At 65.6% G+C, this 16,518-nt stretch carries 16 protein-coding genes; 7 read left to right on the top strand and 9 right to left on the bottom strand.

Going from position 1 to position 16,518, the window contains the following annotated elements:
* Window positions 1-5: 5 nt before the first annotated feature.
* The 5 genes from AC1DN9_RS01620 to AC1DN9_RS01640 form a co-directional block, all read right to left on the bottom strand.
* Window positions 6-1,274, bottom strand: coding sequence for an ABC transporter substrate-binding protein (locus AC1DN9_RS01620; RefSeq protein WP_478096632.1), 1,269 nt, complete (start codon window positions 1,272-1,274; stop codon window positions 6-8).
* Window positions 1,275-1,298: 24 nt separating this feature from the next.
* Window positions 1,299-2,900, bottom strand: a complete 1,602-nt coding sequence (locus AC1DN9_RS01625) for an FAD-dependent oxidoreductase (RefSeq protein WP_478096634.1) — start codon at window positions 2,898-2,900, stop codon at window positions 1,299-1,301.
* 43 nt (window positions 2,901-2,943) lie between these two features.
* Window positions 2,944-3,978 (bottom strand): LacI family DNA-binding transcriptional regulator, encoded by a 1,035-nt coding sequence (locus tag AC1DN9_RS01630; protein ID WP_478096636.1) that lies wholly within the window; start codon window positions 3,976-3,978, stop codon window positions 2,944-2,946.
* A gap of 109 nt (window positions 3,979-4,087) precedes the next feature.
* The gene (locus AC1DN9_RS01635; RefSeq protein ID WP_478096638.1) at window positions 4,088-4,549 is read right to left on the bottom strand and encodes a DUF4262 domain-containing protein; all 462 of its coding nucleotides are present in this window, start codon (window positions 4,547-4,549) and stop codon (window positions 4,088-4,090) included.
* Between the two features lie 114 nt (window positions 4,550-4,663).
* Window positions 4,664-5,563, bottom strand: coding sequence for a sterol desaturase family protein (locus AC1DN9_RS01640; RefSeq protein WP_478096820.1), 900 nt, complete (start codon window positions 5,561-5,563; stop codon window positions 4,664-4,666).
* A 157-nt stretch (window positions 5,564-5,720) separates the two neighbouring features.
* On the opposite strand from AC1DN9_RS01640, the gene AC1DN9_RS01645 reads away from it, so the two are divergent.
* Window positions 5,721-6,626 carry a LysR family transcriptional regulator gene (locus tag AC1DN9_RS01645; protein ID WP_478096640.1) on the top strand — a complete coding sequence of 302 codons (906 nt, stop codon included), beginning with the start codon at window positions 5,721-5,723 and terminating at the stop codon, window positions 6,624-6,626.
* 65 nt (window positions 6,627-6,691) lie between these two features.
* Here AC1DN9_RS01645 and AC1DN9_RS01650 read toward each other — a convergent pair whose 3' ends face one another.
* The 4 genes from AC1DN9_RS01650 to AC1DN9_RS01665 all read right to left on the bottom strand — a co-directional run bounded on the left by AC1DN9_RS01650 (window position 6,692) and on the right by AC1DN9_RS01665 (window position 10,746).
* Window positions 6,692-8,224 (bottom strand): tripartite tricarboxylate transporter permease, encoded by a 1,533-nt coding sequence (locus AC1DN9_RS01650; RefSeq protein ID WP_478096642.1) that lies wholly within the window; start codon window positions 8,222-8,224, stop codon window positions 6,692-6,694.
* Window positions 8,224-8,643 (bottom strand): tripartite tricarboxylate transporter TctB family protein, encoded by a 420-nt coding sequence (locus tag AC1DN9_RS01655; protein WP_478096644.1) that lies wholly within the window; start codon window positions 8,641-8,643, stop codon window positions 8,224-8,226. Before AC1DN9_RS01655 ends, AC1DN9_RS01650 begins: the two co-directional genes overlap by 1 nt.
* A 186-nt stretch (window positions 8,644-8,829) precedes the next feature.
* Window positions 8,830-9,732, bottom strand: coding sequence for an aspartyl/asparaginyl beta-hydroxylase domain-containing protein (locus AC1DN9_RS01660; RefSeq protein ID WP_478096646.1), 903 nt, complete (start codon window positions 9,730-9,732; stop codon window positions 8,830-8,832).
* 126 nt (window positions 9,733-9,858) lie between these two features.
* The gene (locus tag AC1DN9_RS01665) at window positions 9,859-10,746 is read right to left on the bottom strand and encodes an ion transporter (RefSeq protein WP_478096648.1); all 888 of its coding nucleotides are present in this window, start codon (window positions 10,744-10,746) and stop codon (window positions 9,859-9,861) included.
* Between the two features lie 88 nt (window positions 10,747-10,834).
* Between AC1DN9_RS01665 and AC1DN9_RS01670 the strand changes: the two genes are divergently transcribed.
* The 6 genes from AC1DN9_RS01670 to AC1DN9_RS01695 all read left to right on the top strand — a co-directional run bounded on the left by AC1DN9_RS01670 (window position 10,835) and on the right by AC1DN9_RS01695 (window position 16,518).
* Window positions 10,835-11,032 (top strand): hypothetical protein, encoded by a 198-nt coding sequence (locus tag AC1DN9_RS01670; protein ID WP_478096650.1) that lies wholly within the window; start codon window positions 10,835-10,837, stop codon window positions 11,030-11,032.
* Window positions 11,020-12,240, top strand: a complete 1,221-nt coding sequence (locus AC1DN9_RS01675) for a helix-turn-helix domain-containing protein (RefSeq protein WP_478096651.1) — start codon at window positions 11,020-11,022, stop codon at window positions 12,238-12,240. The genes AC1DN9_RS01670 and AC1DN9_RS01675 overlap by 13 nt, the downstream gene beginning before the upstream one ends.
* Before the next feature lie 46 nt (window positions 12,241-12,286).
* Window positions 12,287-12,967, top strand: coding sequence for a Vgb family protein (locus tag AC1DN9_RS01680; RefSeq protein WP_478096653.1), 681 nt, complete (start codon window positions 12,287-12,289; stop codon window positions 12,965-12,967).
* Window positions 12,968-12,983: 16 nt separating this feature from the next.
* Window positions 12,984-13,715, top strand: a complete 732-nt coding sequence (locus AC1DN9_RS01685) for a DUF899 domain-containing protein (RefSeq protein WP_478096655.1) — start codon at window positions 12,984-12,986, stop codon at window positions 13,713-13,715.
* Between the two features lie 19 nt (window positions 13,716-13,734).
* On the top strand, window positions 13,735-14,301 hold the full coding sequence (locus tag AC1DN9_RS01690; RefSeq protein ID WP_478096657.1) for a hypothetical protein: 567 nt from the start codon (window positions 13,735-13,737) through the stop codon (window positions 14,299-14,301).
* 132 nt (window positions 14,302-14,433) lie between these two features.
* Window positions 14,434-16,518, top strand: coding sequence for a phospholipase D-like domain-containing protein (locus AC1DN9_RS01695; protein ID WP_478096659.1), 2,085 nt, complete (start codon window positions 14,434-14,436; stop codon window positions 16,516-16,518).

Raw genomic sequence — 16,518 nt, forward strand, 5'->3', positions numbered from 1 at the left:
GCGCCTTACTGCGCGAGCAGCGGGCCGATCTGGGCGCAGATCGCGCGTGTCGCCGCCGGGATGTCGGCCTGGGGCTGCCAGACCGCGTCGAGGCCGGAGCGCACCATCTGCTGGAGCCGCGCGAAGTCCGTGTGCGCAGGCATCACCTTGCCGGTCGAGATGCCCGAGACCACGACCTTGTCGAGTTGTGCCGGCGAAAGCAGCGCGTTGGTCTTGCCGAGCACCTCGGCGTTGAGCAGTGACTTGCGCGCCGAGGGGAAGAACTGCGCCAGCTTGGCCGAGTTCTCCGGGTTGGTCATGTAGCCGACGAATGTGGTCGCCATCGCCGCGTCCTTGCCCGCCTTCAGCACGCCGATGCCGGCCTGGCCGACGATCGCGTAGTCACCCACCGGACCCTTGGGTAGCGGCACCAGGTCCCAATCGAAGCGCTTGTCCTTGGGCAGCAGCGAAGCGCGGCTGATCTGCGTGATCGTCATCGCGGCGTCGCCGGCGAAGAAGTCGACGTTCTGGTTCGGTCCGGGGATCGCCTTCTTCACGAAGATCGCGTCGTGGATGAAACCCAGAGCATCGACCATGGGCTTGTCGGCGAAGGTGCAGCGCTTGCCATCCGCACTCCAGGGCGCCGCGCCCCAGGCATTCCAGACCGAGGACAGGTACTGCCATGCCTGGTAGTTGAAGTCGCGCACCACCAGGCCGCCCTTGCCGGACTGCGCCACTGCTTGCGCGGTCGCAATCGCATTGGGCCACGTCCATTGCCCGGCGGCGATGAGTTCCGCCGGGGTCTTGGCGCCCGCCTTTCGGATGAGGTCGTTGTTGACGAACACGGCGAAGGGCGAGGTCGAGAAGGGATAGGCGTAGAGCACGCCGTCCTTGGACCAGCGCTCGGCGGCGGACGGGCTGATCTCGGCCACGTTGTAGCCCGGCGTGGCGGCGAGCGCCTTGGTGAGCGGCACGAGCGCGCCCGAGTTGACGAAGTCGTAGGCGCTGGTTTCGAAGATCCAGGCCATGTCCGGTGCGTTGCCGCCGGCGATCTGCGTGGTCAGCGCGGTGGTGTAGTTCTCGAAGGGCAGCGACTCGAAGCTGACCGTGACGTCGGGGTGTTCCTTCTTGAAGCCTTCGGCGATGCCGTTGAAGAGCTTGAGGTGCGCTTCATTCGCGCTCCAGATGGTCATGCGCAGCTGGGTCTCGGCCGACGCGCCGGCGGCCAGGGCCAGCGACAGGGCCAAGCCGCCGGCAATGGCGCGGAGCGTGACGGACTTCTTGCGTTGGAACATGGTGGTCTCCTCGGTGTCTCGATATCAATAGGCGCGCACGTCGGGCCAGCGTGTTTCCACGCCTGCGCGCGCCAGCAGCGCCTGGAAGGTGGCGAGTCGTGCGTCGTCGGCCTGCACCTGATGCGGCGTGGCGTTGTGGTCGAGGCAATGGGCGGCCAGCATCCCGGCCACTTCGCCCACGTTCCATTCCACCGGGTGCAGCCGGTAGCAGCCATTGGTGATGTGTGTGGTGGCGATGTTCTTGCCGCCGGCCAGCAGGTTCGTCATGCGGCGCGGCAGCAAGGCGCCGAGCGGAATCTCGAAGGGGCAGGACGGCACGTCGATGTAGTTGTCGCCGCCCGTGGACGGGTGCAGGTCGATGCGGTACATGCCCACGCCCACGCTGTCGCGGTAGCGCACGGCGCCCTGGTCGCCGCGAACGGCATGCGACAGGTGCTGCTCGACGATGCGTGTCACGCCCAGGATGCGGCGACTCTCGCGGATGTAGGGCGCCATGGCCAGGCCGTGCGAAGTGCCGGTGACGTCGCCGCGCAGCCGCAGTCCCGGAAAGCCCGCGCCGCCATCGGTGCGCGGCGCCTCGGTCTGCAGCCAGTAGAAGACCGAGTGCGACAACTCGGCCGCCGATTGCAGATGGCGCGCCTTCTCGGCCTCGGACACATCGAGGATCGAGCCCTCCATGTAGTCGATCATGGGCCAGTTCACCAGGCAGATGTCCGAGGCGTAGGCGCCCGGCGTGAAGTTGCGCCGCGCGGCGATGCGCCTGAACGTCCACAGGTTCTGGTCGCCGCCGCTCTTGCGCTGGTCGGCATCGACCCGCAAGGGATCGTCATCCGGGTTGGGCGTGAAGGAGCGCTCGGTGATCTCCAGCGTGCGCGGATTCGGCGCCTTGAAGCCCAGCAGCGGCCCGCCCCAGAAGTGCGGCTGGTACGCACGCCAGAAGTCGTAGTTGCGCGGCTTGTCGATGGTGTGGTCGCCGTCGACGTGGTCGATCGCGAAGCAGATCGAGACCGCCTGCACGTTGTGCGGCTGCGCCGTGGTCGGCGCGCTCGGTTCGCCGGTGTCGGGCTGGCTCTCGAAACCGATCACGTACTCGCAGCCCGTCAGTGGCAGGAGGTCGCCCAGTTCGGTCGCGTCGATCACGAAGGCGGCTTCGACCGTGATCTCGTCGGCCGTGTCGCGATGGCGCAGCGTCACCGCGCGCACCGTGTCGCCCTGGGTATCGGCCGCGACGGGACGGTACGGTTGAAGCACCGTCAGGCGGCCGGCGCCGCGATGGGGCGCCAGCATGGCTTCGAGCACCGCCAGACCGACGCGCGGCTCGGCGCAGATGCGGCTGACCCAGCCCGCGCCCGGGTTGAGTTCGTCCCACGCGCGGCTGGCCGCGGTGAGCGGGTAGTGGTCGCGGTAGTAGCGCCGGATGCCGTCGCGCAGCGCGCGATAGCGGCGTGTGACGCCGAACTGCTCCACCCAGCTGTGCTCGTCCGGCGGCACCGCCTGGCTGGTGAGTTGCCCGCCGATCCAGTCGTACTCCTCGCTCATCACCACCGTGCGGCCGGCTTCCAGCGCACCCAGCGCGGCGGCCACGCCGCCCAGCCCGCCACCGACCACGAGGATGTCCGTCTTCATTTCTCGCATGCTTGTGTCGTTCCAGTGGGTGAGTTCGCAGGGTTCAGCGCGCCTTCGCGGGACCGAGGGTTTCGCCGCGGATCGGCTCGCAGGGCAGCAGCACTTGTTGCACCGCTTGCGTCATGCCGCCTTCCACGCGGCGCACGAGCATCGCGGTGGCCTGGCGGCCCATCTGCTCGCGCGGAATGGCGAACGACGCGAAGCGCGTGCCGCTGCCTTCCGTGCGGACGTGCGAGCCCAGCGCCACGACCGAGAAATCGGCCGGCAACCCCAGCCCGCGTGTTCTTGCCGCGCGCTCGAGGCGCACCGCATCGGCCAGTTCGACGCAGAAAGCCGCGGTCGCGCCACTGGCCAGCAACGCATCGAGCAACTCGCCGTCGTCGGCCGTCGTGTCCGGCAATTGAAGGACCAGTTCGAGGTCGTTGCCGAGCGCGGCCGTGAATCCCGTCCAGCGATCCAGCGGCGATTCGGCCGGGCCGATCGACCCCAGATAGGCCAGCCGCCGATGCCCCAGTTCGCGTGCCTGCCGCACCAGCGCGCCGGTGGCCGTCGCGTAGTCGCCGCCGACGAAGGGCACGGGCCCGCCCGCATCCTCGCGCCGGCCGATCGCGACGAAGGGATAGTCGCCCGCCACCAGCCGCGCGAGTTCGGCCCGGTCGAAGGTCTTGCCCAGCACGATGCAGCCGTCGGCGATGCGCAGTCGGCCTTCCTCCGCAAATATCTTTCGCTGGGCGCCTTCGCCTGCGCCGGTCAGGAGCAGCAGGTCGTAGCCGCGCGCCTGCGCCTCCTCCTCGATACCGAACAGGAAGGGCAGGAAGAAGTCGGCGTGGGCGTTCGGGAAAGCCGGCTCGTAGGTGAACACGCCCAGGATCCGGTTCGAGCCCCTGGCCATGCGGCGGGCGATCGGATCGGGCACATAGCCGGTGTCGCGAATGATCTTCTGCACCCGTTCGCGCGTTTCCTGCGGAATGCGCGCCAGCGCGTTCTCCGCGCCGTTGAGCACCAGGGACACCGTCGCCTGGCTCACGCCTGCGAGCTTGGCAATGTCTTGCTGTGTGATGCGGCGAGCGGCGGGCACGGGGCTTTGCTGATGCGTATTACCGAGTTGGTAATGCGCATTATCAGCAAAGCTTTCAAGAAAATCGAGGTGGCAAAGGCGAGGGATTTCCCGAGGAATTTCCCGGGGCTCAGGGGGTTTCGATCGCTCCGACCTCGAAGAGATACGACTGGGAGCGAAGCCTCCTCTTGTCGAAGCCGGCCTCCCAGGGAAACCGCTCTTTTCCGTCGGGCCACACGATCTGCACGTAGTTGTAGCGACCGCGTGCGAGCTGGGGAGGGACCAGCAGTTCGATGCGTGAAGCGTCTGCCGACCGTGGCATCAATGGAACCCGCGCGGCGCCGAGGACCATGACGCCTTCGTGCACGGGTTCGCCTGCCTTCACACGTTCCGCGATGACGTCGAAGACCCCCTTGGCCTGCGGCGGTGCGACGCCGAACATGATCAAGTCCGGATGCGCGAAGGTTTTCTGCAATCCGACCGTGTACACGAAAGTCGCGGCTGTGTTCCTTGTGCCGACGCCCGCCATGGCCCAGCCTTCCCGCGCGATGCGGCGCTTGAGAGTCGCGACAACCTCGGGTTGGATGAACATCGATCCCACCATATCGCAGCAATGCCGAACAATCGTCCGGCGCCAGTATCTCGCGTCACCGAAAGCACTGACAACCAATCGCTGCGGGTGGGTGCGCCTTCATGGCGCTGACGTCTACCTCGTGGCCGTGTGAAGTTCGGCCTTGGCATCCCCGTCGGCCGCTGTCTCTTCGTACGCCCTGCCGCCGGGCACCAGGGCCGAGTGTGCGCGGCGCGAATGGATCAGCGGATAGAACATCTCCACGAACCAACGCTCCTTGCCGAAGGTTAGGTCGTCCTGCAGACCGACCTTGGCCGGGTAGCGACGGGTGATCTTGGCCGTGCCGAAGATCAGGTCCCAAATGAACAGCAGATTGCCGAAGTTGCCCTTGTAGTGCCCGATGCCGTCGTCGTTGGTGAGCGCATGGTGCGCCCAGTGCGTGGCCGGCGTCGAGACCGTGCGTTCGAGCACCCAGGCGAGGGGGTGCAGCCACTTCGTGCGGTACAGCGGCGCATCCCACGGCACGGCACTGTGCGCGCCCAGGATCACCGTGAGCTTGACCACGATGTAGACGAGGTAGGCGTCACCGAAACCCAGGTAGATGAGCACGCCGGAAGCCCACAGGCCCGGCATCATCAGGTAGTAGAAGAAGTTGTTCCGGTACGTGATGCGGATGCTCATGTAGTGCGCGGTGTGGTGCGCACGATGCAGCGGCCACAGCAGCGGCGAGTGCGAGATGCGATGCCACCAGTACTGCGTCATGTCGTCGGCGACCAGCAGGATCGCGCCCATGGCCCACCACGGCAGGTGCGCCCACGCCCCGCGCTGGCCGGGCATGGCCAGTTCGCTCAGCTTGCCCGTCACCCCGAAGATGAAGGGCTGCGACACCGCCAGCAGCGCCAGGAACATGAACAGTTCCAGCTTGGTGTCGTCCTTGGTGGCATTGAAGCGTTCGTGCTTGCCGGAGCGGATCTCCAGCACGGCAAAAAACAGGATGATCGCGACGAGCACGATGTTTTGGATGAGATTCACCAGGTTGTCTCCTTGGCTTTGATCGGCAGGCCGGGTCCTGTGTCTGAACGCCGGGGCTCTTGGAATGAGCGCGATTGTTCAGGCGAACTCCGATTGAGTCCAATGCATAGTTGGTCAAGAATGAATGCAGTGGACGCAATTGCCAATGAAGGAGCGGCTCATGGACCTCAAGCGCTGGGCACACATCGTCGCGGTCGCCGACCGGCGAAGCTTCATCCGTGCCGCCGAACAGGTGCACCTCAGCCAACCGGCGCTCACCCGCAGCATCCAGGCGGCGGAAGCCGAGCTGGGACTGCAGTTGTTCGACCGCGGAACGCTGGAGGTGGTGCCGACGCCCGCGGGTGAGTTCGTCGTCGCGCGGGCCCGGCAACTGGTGTTCAACAGCCGTTGCCTGGAACGCGACGTCGAGCTCTACCGCAGCCGCGGCCTGGGCGACACGGCGTTCGGCGCGGGTCCGTTTCCCGCAGCCACCTTCCTGAAGCCGCTGCTGGCCGCGATGCGGCGCGAGTTTCCCGGCATCAACCTGCGCGTCGAGATCAGCAACTGGCAACTGCTGCTGAAGCGCCTGCTCGAGGAAGACATCGAGTTCTTCATTGCCGACCACAGGGACCTCCCTTCGGACCCCAACCTGCATATCCGGCCGCTGCGCAGCGATCCGGGGGGCTTCTATGTGCGTGCCGGCCATCCTCTGACGGAGGGCGGCTCCGTCACGCTGAAGCAGGTCTGGACGCATGGCGTCCTCTCCGTGCGGTTGCCTGTCGACGTGCGCGCGGCGCTCTGTCGCCTTCTCGGCCTTGAGTCGTCGGCGGAAATCTCCCTGGCCCTCGAATGCGACGACGTCGAGGTGCTGAAGGACGTCGCGCTCGCCTGTGACTCGGTCCTGGCTGCGACGCATGCCTCCGTGACAAAGGAGGTCGCGGCCGGCAAGCTTCACCCGGTGAAAGTGACCGGGCTGCCACCTTTGTCAACGGAAATGGGCATCGTCACCCTGCGCGGTCGCACACCGTCGCCGATGGCCGAACTCATCATCAGCCGGTTGCCGAGCGTGGAGGCAGTTGCACCTTGAGGCGGGCCCGGCGCCCGGTGCCAACGATCAGGCGGGAGAGCATGTCGTCGAGCTCCGCATCGGTATCAAGCATCGGCCGTCGTCACGGGAGGCGAGGCGACCATCCGTCGAAGCGCATTCTTCTTGCGTACCTGCAAGACGAACGAGACCACCTGCCAGCCGATGAAAAATGCAATGAGCGCCATCAGCGTGCCACTGATGGGCCGCGTGAAGAACGTGGTGAAACTCCCACGGCTCAGCAGCAATGCGCGGCGGAAGTTCTCTTCCAGCATGGGGCCCAGGATGAAGCCCAGCATCAGCGGAGCGGCGTCCAGCTCCAGCCGCAAGAACATGTAGCCCGTGAGGCCGAACGCAGCCGTGATGTAGATGTCCTCCAGGCTGTTGTTCACACTGTAGGTGCCGACGCAGCAGAAGAAGAGGATCGACGGGAACAGCACGCTGTATGGGATCTTGAACACCGAGAGCCAATAGCGCACCAGTGGCACGTTCAGCACCAGCAGGAAGACATTGCCGATCCACATGCTGGCCACCAGGCCCCAGAAGAGCTCGGGGTGGCTGGCAATCATGTTCGGCCCCGGCTGGATGCCCTTGATGATGAAGGCCGCCAGCATCAATGCCATCACGGCGTTCTCCGGGATGCCGATGCTCATCAGCGGGATGAAGCTGGTGCGCGCTGCCGCCTCGTCGGCCGCGGCCTGGCCGGCCACGCCTTCGATGCAGCCTGTGCCGATCTCGTGCTTGTACTTGCTGACCTTCTTGTCGATGGCGTACGCCGCGAACTGCGCAATCGTGGGACCGCCGCCGGGCAGGATCCCCAGGAACGAGCCTACGACGCTGCCGCGCAGGGCGCTCGGGATGATCCGCTTGAACTCCGCCCACGTCGGGATCAGGTGGATCTTGCCGTTGAAGGGTGAGCGTTCCTCACGGGAATCAAGGTTCTTCGTGATCTCGGCGATGCCGAAGCAGCCCAGCGCGATGCTCACGATGCCGACGCCGTCGATCAGGAAGGGCAGGTCCAGCGTGAAGCGCGCGAGCCCGCTGTTCACGTCGGTGCCGACCGTGCCGAGCAGCACACCGATCATGCACATGGCCAGGCCGTTGAGCAGGCTGCCCGTGGTGACGAAACTCACGCACACGAAGCCCACCATCATCATGGCGCAGTAGTCCGCCGGACCGAAGAGGAAGGCCACTTCACCCAGCATGGGCGCCAGGAACGCCAGCACCAGGATGGCGACCGAGCCGCCGATGAAGCTGGAGACGCCTGCGGTGAACAGCGCAAGGCCCGTCTTGCCCTTGAGCGTCATCTGGTAGCCGTCGATGCACGCGACGATGCTGCTGGCGTGCGGGATCTTCATCGTGATGGCGCTCACGCTGTCGCCGTACTGCGCGCCGTAATAGATGCCCGCCAGCATGATCAGCGCACCCGTGGTGGGGATGGAGTAGGTCAGCGGCAGCAGCAGGCTGATGGTGGCCAGTGGGCCCAGGCCGGGCAGCAGGCCGACCAGGGTGCCCACCGTGCAGCCGATGGCGCAGAACAGCAGGTTCTGCAGGGTCAGGGCGTGTGAAAAGCCGAACGCCAGGTTGTTGAGGACGTCCATCAATAGAGCGGCAGGTTCAAGCCGAGGAATTTTTGAAGGACCAGAGCCATCGCGACCAAGGCGGCGGAAATCTTGACGTTGCGCACCCACGAGTAGGAAGTGCCGGCCAAGGTGGAGAAGAACACCATGAAGATGATCCCCACGATCATGTTCACGTAGGTGGAAATCAGTGCCAGGCCACAGAGACTCGCCAGGATGATGGCGATGTTCTTGAAGTTGAGGTTCAGTTGCACGCGCTCGACGTAGAACGATCGAATCACGGTGATCACGCCGATCAGCAACAAGAGTGAACTCACCAGCGCGGGAAACAATCCCGGTCCCGCGCGACTGAAATCCCCGATCGGGTAACGCAGCGCCTGAAGGCCGAAGGCGAGTGAGATCGCCATGAGGAATAGACCGCTGACAAGATTTCGGTTCATACGCTGAATTCCTCCGGATTCCACAAGAGCGGGCGCCCATGGTCATTTCCTGTTCCTGATCGGAATCTGACGGACGCGTGAGGGGAATTACGTACCGGGAATCAACAGAGAGACATTCGACGAGACTCGAATGTGTCTCGTCGATTTGACGTCAATCAGGCCGTCGTCGCATCCTTGCGTCGAAGGTCACCACTGAACCAGGACGGCAGCCACGAGCACGATCAACGCATAGCGCGTGAACTTGTAGACGGTGGGGTTCCAGGCCTTGAAGCGGCGCCGCCACCGGCCGGTGACGAGCGAGATGCGGAACATTCTGCTGATCAGGCCGGTGCGGTCGCCGACATCATTGGGCGATGCCGCCGCAGTCATCACGTAGCGGGCGAAGGCGCGGTTGATCGCCTCGGCCCAACGGAAGCGCAAGGGTCGCTCCAGGTCGCACAGCAGGATCAGCCGTGTGCGGTCGGTGTCGTTGCGCACCCAGTGAATGAAAGTCTCGTCGAAGACGACGGAGGCGCCGTCACGCCAGCTGTAGGGTTCGCCATCGACCCATATCCGGCAACGGTCGTCATTCGGCGTGGACAGTCCCAGGTGATATCGCAGCGAGCCCGCGTAGGGGTCGCGATGGCGCTTGAGTTCGGCGCCGGGCGGAAGCTCTGCGAAAAGCGCGCCCTTGATGCAGGGCACGCGCTGCAGCAACTCGACGGTGCGGGGGCAATACCGTGCGGCGGAGCGCGGCGATTCCTCATACCACTTGAGGTAGAAGCGCTTCCAGCCATGCTTGAAGAACGAGTTGAAACCCGCGTCGTCGTTCTTCTCCGAAGCCTTGATGCGGCGAAGGGCCGCCAAGGCCTCGGCCTCACCGCGGATCGTCTCCCATTCGGTCTCCAGCTCGCGCAGTCCCTCGAATTGATCCACGCTGACGTAGGGCGTCGTCGGCACGCGGGACAGCGTGTAGAGCATCACATTGAGCGGGGCCAGGAAAGCGGAATGATCGAACAACTGCTTGCGGAAGCGGTGACGCTCTTTTCCGCGCAGGTGCACGTAGATGATCGACGCCAAAAAAAAGCCCACCGCAATTGCTTTGAGCATCTTCTCTTCCCAATCTCCGGCAGCACACTCCCTTGCCCGATTTGGTATCGGAAGATAGTCCTTTAGCTGCTGCGTTGGTGTAGGGAAAATCCGACGTGCGCTGTGGCGCTTACCAGCACGCTCGACTCATTCAGCCTTGGGGGAGTGACGCTGCCACGGGGGCAACTCGGCGCCGCAGTCGCTGCAGAACTTGGCATCAGGCGCGTGGCCTTCGCTCAGGCATTCGTGACACGTGCGTGTGGTGGGTTCGTGACGCAGTCGTTGCGAGGTGAGTTCCGCACTCACGATGCCGGTCGGTACGGCAAGCGTGCCCCAGCCCAGCAGCATCATCATGGAAGCGATGAAGCGACCGATGTCCGTATGGGGTGCGATGTCGCCGAAGCCGACGGTGGTCAATGTGGTGATGGCCCAGTACACGCCAGTCGGGATGCTGGTGAAGCCGTTCTCGGGTCCTTCCACGAGGTACATGAGCGTCCCCATGATCACAACGACCAGCATCACGAAGGCCATGAACACGAGGATCTTCCGCCTCGACGAAGCAAGCGCGTGTCCGAGGGCTCCGAATTCCGCGACGTACTCGGTGAGCTTGAGGATCCGGAAGATGCGCAGCAGCCGCAACAGCCGAACATCGATCAGCGCATTCGCGCCGGGCACGAAGACCGCGATGTAGGAGGGCAACAGCGCCAGCAGATCGATGATGCCGAACACGCTTCTCGCGTAGCGCAAGGGGCGCCGAACGCAGACAAGCCGGGCCACATATTCGACCGTGAGCGCAATCGTGAAGACCCATTCGAGGGTGTCGAGCAAAACTTCATGCTTGGCGTGGATAGAAGCGACGCTGTCGAGCATGACCACGGCAACGCTGGCCAGGATCACGGCGATGAGCGCCAGGTCGAATCGACGTCCAGCGCGCGTGTCGGCTTCGAAAATGATGGTGTAGGCGGTCAGTCTCCACCCATGGTCGGGCCGTCCGAACTTTGAATCCGAGACCGGCGGGGAGGGTTGTGTAGCCATCGCCGGAATCGTATGCCATTCGCTCGCCGAGCGGTCGCGCGGCCGGCCGTCTGCATAATTGGCGCGCCCGCTCTTTTGTTCCCACACGATGCCCGTCGAGACCCAACGCGAAACGCAGACCGCACGCTTCCAGGAAAAACGCGACGCCATCCTGAGCGCGGCCGCCTCGCGGTTCAACGAGCAGGGCGTGAAGGGTGCGACGCTCGCCGACATCGCGGCCAGCGTGGGACTGGTGACCAACAGCGTCACCAACGACGCCGCCCCATCCCAGGCATGGACTCCCTGATCGCCGCTTCCGGGCGCGCCCTTGCCGCCGGCGATGCACTCGGTGCGCTCAAGCGGATCGCGCTGCGCGACGATCCGCCGGCGTTGGCCTTGCGCGGCATCGCCATGGCCCAGCTCGGCGAGCATCCGCGCGCCCGCGAGTTGTTGCGCCGCGCCGCGCGCGCCTTCGGCAGCCACGAAGTCCTGGCGCGTGCGCGTTGCGTCGTCGCCGAGGCCGAAGTGGCGCTGGCGATGCGCGATCTGGGCGGCTCGACGCGATCGCTGGCTGCGGCGGCCGCGACGCTCGAGGCGCATGCCGATCACGTGAATGCCGTGCAGGCGCGGCTGATTGCGACGCGACGGCTCCTGCTGCTCGGTCGCCTCGAGGAAGCCGCGGCGGCGCTGGCGCGGCTCGATGCGCGTGGCCTGGCACCGTCGCTGGCGGCGGTGGCCGAACTGACTGCGGCGGAACTGTCGCTGCGCTCGCTGCGCATCGGCGCGGCGCGTGCGGCGCTCGCCCGTGCGCAGGAGGCGGCCTCTCGCGCGGGCGTGCCGGCGCTGCTGGCCGAGGTGGCGGAAGCCCGGGCCGCGCTCGATCGGCCCGCGGCCCGGCGACTTTCCGTCGACGGCGAGCAGGCGTTGCGCCTCGACGAGGTTGCGGCGCTGCTGGCCTCGGACGCATTGGTTGTCGATGCCTGCCGTCGCGGTCTGCAGGTCGGCGACGCGTGGCGGCCGCTGGCGCGCCGGCCCGTGCTGTTCTCATTGGCGCGTACGCTCGCCGCGGCATGGCCCGGCGATGTCGATCGGGAAACGCTGATCGCCTGCGCTTTCCGCACCCACCACGCCAACGAGACGCATCGGGCGCGCCTGCGGGTCGAGGTCGGTCGCCTGCGCGCGCATGTCACGGAATTGGCGCTTGTCGAGGCCACCGCGCGGGGTTTCGCGCTCCGGCCGCGCGGCGAGCGCGCCGTCGTCGTCCTGGCGCCGCCGATCGATGGCGACCAGGGGTCGGTGGTGGCATTGCTCTCCGACGGCGCAGCCTGGTCGACCTCGGCGCTGGCGCTGGCCCTGGGAGCCAGTCAACGCACCGTCCAGCGCGCCCTGGCCGATCTCGAAGCTGCCGGCAGGGTGCGTTCGATCGGGCAGGCGAGGGCGCGTCGCTGGCTGTCGCCGCCGCTCGCGGGATTCACGACGATCTTGTTACTCCCCGCTGCGCTCTCGATTGAATAGAGTTGCCTTGTCGCGCCGGGCCCCGGCGAATCACAAGGAACTCGACATGACCGGCAAGACAAGCAGAAGCAGACCCCACGCCACGGTGCGCGCGGCCGAGATCGTGCGCGAATACGGCCCCTTCGAGGGCGTCAGCAAGGTCGCCGGCGTGACGCACGACGGCCACCACATCTGGGCCGCCACCGGCACCAGGCTCGTCGCCTTCGACCCCGAGAGCGGCGAGACCACGCAAACGCTCGACCGCGCCTGCGACGCCGGCACCGCCTTCGACGGCACGTACCTCTATCAGATCGCCGAGGAGCGCATCGACAAGATCGATCCGGCCACGGGCAAGGTGATGTCGTCGATCCCGGCGCCCGGCCACGGATACGACTCGGGGCTCACCTGGGCCGAGGGCAGCCTGTGGGTCGGGGAGTACCGCGATCGCAAGATCCACCAGATCGATCCCGAGACCGGCAAGGTCAGGCGCACCATCGAATCCAACCGCTTCGTCACCGGCGTGACCTGGGTGGACGGCGAGCTGTGGCACGCGACCTGGGAAGGGGAGCAGAGCGAGCTTCGCCGGATCGACCCGGCGAACGGCACCGTGCTCGAGCGGCTGGAGATGCCGAGCGGCACTGGTGTCAGCGGGCTCGAATCCGACGGGGCGGATCTCTTCTATTGCGGCGGCGGATCGAGCGGAAAGATCCGCGTCGTGCGGCGCCCGAAAACCGACCACCCGTCGTGACTGCAAGGAGCACATCATGAACACACTGAATCATCCCGTCGTGCCGAAGGCGCAATGGATTGCCGAGCGCAAGGCACTCCTGGCCCGCGAAAAAGAGCTGACGCGCCTGCGCGACCAGATCGCCAGCGAGCGCCGCGCGCTGCCATGGGCGCACATCGACAAGGACTACGTTTTCGAGGCCCCCGAGGGTCGGCGCAGCCTCGCGGATCTTTTCGAGGGACGCCGCCAGCTTCTGGTGCAGCACTTCATGTTGGGCCCGGGTTGGGCGCAAGGCTGCCCGAGTTGCTCCTACATGGCCGATCACATCGGCGGGATGCAGGTCCACCTCGAACACCGTGACGTCACGGTGCTGGTCGTCTCGCGCGCACCGCTCGCCGAGATCGAGCGCTTTCGCCAGCGCATGGGGTGGCAGTTCAAGTGGGTGTCATCGAACGGAAGCGATTTCAACTACGACTTCGGCGTCAGCTTTACGCCCGAAGAGCGCGCCAAGGGCGACGTGAACTACAACTTCAGCATGCGCGCCTTCCCGAGCGAGGAAGCGCCTGGCGTCAGCGTTTTCTACAAGGACGATGCGGGTGAAGTCTTCCACACCTACTCGACCTACGGTCGCGGCGTGGAGGTGATGATGGGCACCTACAACATGCTGGACCTCACGCCCAAGGGCCGCGACGAGCAAGCAGGGCACGGCATGGCTTGGGTGCGCCATCACGATCGCTACGAGCCTGCGCCCGTCGCCGCCGCGGCCTGAACATCATCGAGCACGCGTCATGGCAAACCTCTGGCCGTGGCTGGTGGTCGCGGGCGTCGGCGCCCTCCATGGGCTGAACCCCACCACCGGCTGGATGTTTGCCGCCGCCTGGGGCGTGCGTTCAGGCGACAGGGTGCAGGCGTTGCGGGCGCTGGTGCCGATCGCGATCGGGCACGTCACGTCGATCGCGCTCGTGGCTGCCGCGGTGGCGTTCGGCCTGTCGATGAATCGGGGCGTGTTGCAAGCCGTCGCGGCCGGGCTGCTTGTCGTCGGTGCGATCGTTCGCCTGACCGGCCATACGCCCAAGATGGCGCGCGCGCCGGCTGGTCATGCCGGCTTGGCGCTCTGGTCGTTCTTGATGGCCACCGCGCATGGCGCCGGATTGATGCTGGTACCGGCGCTGATCCCGATCTGCATGGGAGACACGTCGGCGCGCGAGATCACCGCATCGGGCTCGCTGATGCTGGCGTTTGCCGCGGTCGGCATTCACACCGCGGCGACGCTCGCCGTCACCGGCCTGATTGCTGCCGGGGCTTGCCGTGGATTTGAAGTCGGCCTTCGGCTACGGCGCCGATGCCGACCCTGAGCACGGAGATGCATCCTCAAAATTGATGATCAGAGCAGCCGTCACCCGGTACAAACTCGCACCCAAGGGTTTCGAGGCAACGGGGATCGGTGCGGCGCAAGTCCTCCCCATCCACCATCCGGAGGAAAAGCCATGGGAAAGATCATCAAGGCCGGTGCCTGGTGCAACGGCGAGATTGCCTATCTGGCATGGGAGGCCGACGCGCCCATTGCGGAATGCCTCGGCTTCATGATCACGCGGGTCCACGAGACCGGGCCTGACGCCGGCCAGCGGCGCATCCTGCCCACCTGGATCGCCTTCAGGGACCAGTCGAATCCCGACTGGCTCGACCAGGACAGCTCGGTTTGGCCGATCCAGCAATATGAATGGCGCGACCTCACGCTGCGCCGCTCGCGAAACACGGCCACGGTGCGTCCGATCGACTTCAAGGTCCACTACGAGATCGTTCCCGTGGGCCTCCCAGCTCCGGGCAGGCCACCTGTGCCGCCTTCCGCGACGGCGATCTATCTGGATGCCAATGGAAAGCCTCGCTACCAAGGCAATCCGAGGCAGCTCTTCATCCTCGACAACGCCTTCTCGACTGCGTCCATCGACGTCACGCACGCCGCGGGCGCGTCGGTTCGCGCAACCTACACCAACGGCATCCTGTCCACGCAGAACCTGCTCCAGCAGCTGGAATCCGTGCAGGGAACCAAACCGGCCGGTGTCGCACCGGGTCCGACGACCGGGGTGACACCCGGGTTGCTGTCCACGCTCAAGAAACACATCCCGGTCGAGGGCGATCCGATCCGGGAGTTCCTGACGGCCGACGTGCTCTCTTTCCTGCTCGAGTTGCTTGATCGGGCCGAGCGCGACGGGGGCGAGCTGTATCTGGCGCTGTACGAATTGCACGACCCCGAACTGATCGGCCGCCTGACCAAGCTGGTGAAGTCCGGACAGGCGCATGTCATCTTGTCGACTGCGGGCTCGACGGATCCCAATCCGAAGAAGAATCCACCGGTGCCGAAGAAACCGATGGTCTGGGATACCGAGAACCATGATGCCCGCGTGGGCCTGCACGCTGCCTCCGCCGTCAATGTGCAGGACCGGCTCTTCAACAACCAGTCGCACATCGGCCACAACAAATTCGCCATCTACGTGAAGGGCGGCGTTGCGCTGGCGGTGCTGACCGGCAGCACGAACTGGACGGAAACCGGCCTCTGCACCCAGTCCAACAATGCGATCCTGGTGGAGGACCCTCAGTTGGCCGCGATCTACCTGGACTATTGGAAGCGCCTGCTCGACGATCCGCAACCGGCAGGGCAAGCCGTCAGCATGCCCGTGAACGGCAACAAGAAGATCGACGGCTTCGCCCCGAACAGCGGTGTGCAGGGCGTGGACCTCCGCACCGCGAACGCAAAGCCGATCGCACCCGTGACGCTGGCCGACGGCAGCACGACGATCGAGGTGATGTTCTCGCCGAACACGAAAACGAAGACCAAGAGCTCGAGTTCGCCGACGCCTGTCGATCTCGGCCGGGTCTACGCGCTCATGGAGCATGCCAACAGCGCGATCCTGTTCCTGACCTTCCTCCCCGGGGTGAAAGGCGAACAGAACATCATTGGCGAGGCAGCGGCCCTTGCCGCTCAACGGGCGGGCCTGCTCGTGCAGGGCGCGATCAGCGACCCCAGTGCGTTGCCGCCGCAATCGATCGCCGGCGAACCGACAACCTACAAGAAGCCGGACGGCTCGACGGCAAAGCTGCCGGCGCCGGCCATCTGGTGGCCTGCGGGCCAGGATGGGCGAATCGCGATGGTCCGTGCCGCGGCGGTCACGGCGCAGACGGGAGACCTGGAGCCGGAGCTCTTGAGCGCCGGACACGCGATCATTCACGACAAGATCATCGTCATCGACCCGCTGGACCCGGTGGCCTGCACGGTGATCACCGGCAGCCACAACCTTGGCTACAAGGCGTCGTACCAGAACGACGAGAACCTCTTGATCATTCGTGGCAATCAGGCGCTGGCGATTTCCTATGCGATCCACGTACTGGATGTCTACGACCACTACGTCATGCGTGCAAAGCTGGCGGACAAATTGAGAAAGTCGCTGATCGCCACCGGAAAGCCGCCGCCGGTCGAGGTCGGTGGGTTTCTCGATCCGACTGCCAAATGGCAATCGAGATGGATCCAGGCTGCGCGGCCGCCTTCGAGCGCGGAGTACTTTCTCAATTCGTGA

The organism is Variovorax sp. 05L425 (genome assembly GCF_056397705.1).

Excerpts from the sequence above, each read along its gene's own strand:
- AC1DN9_RS01620 (WP_478096632.1), bottom strand. The coding sequence starts at position 1,274 with ATGTTCCAACGCAAGAAGTCCGTCACGCTCCGCGCCATTGCCGGCGGC.
- AC1DN9_RS01625 (WP_478096634.1), bottom strand. The coding sequence starts at position 2,900 with ATGAAGACGGACATCCTCGTGGTCGGTGGCGGGCTGGGCGGCGTGGCC.
- AC1DN9_RS01660 (WP_478096646.1), bottom strand. The coding sequence starts at position 9,732 with ATGCTCAAAGCAATTGCGGTGGGCTTTTTTTTGGCGTCGATCATCTAC.
- AC1DN9_RS01645 (WP_478096640.1), top strand. The coding sequence starts at position 5,721 with ATGGACCTCAAGCGCTGGGCACACATCGTCGCGGTCGCCGACCGGCGA.
- AC1DN9_RS01665 (WP_478096648.1), bottom strand. The coding sequence starts at position 10,746 with ATGGCTACACAACCCTCCCCGCCGGTCTCGGATTCAAAGTTCGGACGG.
- AC1DN9_RS01690 (WP_478096657.1), top strand. The coding sequence starts at position 13,735 with ATGGCAAACCTCTGGCCGTGGCTGGTGGTCGCGGGCGTCGGCGCCCTC.
- AC1DN9_RS01655 (WP_478096644.1), bottom strand. The coding sequence starts at position 8,643 with ATGAACCGAAATCTTGTCAGCGGTCTATTCCTCATGGCGATCTCACTC.
- AC1DN9_RS01680 (WP_478096653.1), top strand. The coding sequence starts at position 12,287 with ATGACCGGCAAGACAAGCAGAAGCAGACCCCACGCCACGGTGCGCGCG.
- AC1DN9_RS01675 (WP_478096651.1), top strand. The coding sequence starts at position 11,020 with ATGGACTCCCTGATCGCCGCTTCCGGGCGCGCCCTTGCCGCCGGCGAT.
- AC1DN9_RS01685 (WP_478096655.1), top strand. The coding sequence starts at position 12,984 with ATGAACACACTGAATCATCCCGTCGTGCCGAAGGCGCAATGGATTGCC.
- AC1DN9_RS01650 (WP_478096642.1), bottom strand. The coding sequence starts at position 8,224 with ATGGACGTCCTCAACAACCTGGCGTTCGGCTTTTCACACGCCCTGACC.
- AC1DN9_RS01670 (WP_478096650.1), top strand. The coding sequence starts at position 10,835 with ATGCCCGTCGAGACCCAACGCGAAACGCAGACCGCACGCTTCCAGGAA.
- AC1DN9_RS01635 (WP_478096638.1), bottom strand. The coding sequence starts at position 4,549 with ATGTTCATCCAACCCGAGGTTGTCGCGACTCTCAAGCGCCGCATCGCG.
- AC1DN9_RS01695 (WP_478096659.1), top strand. The coding sequence starts at position 14,434 with ATGGGAAAGATCATCAAGGCCGGTGCCTGGTGCAACGGCGAGATTGCC.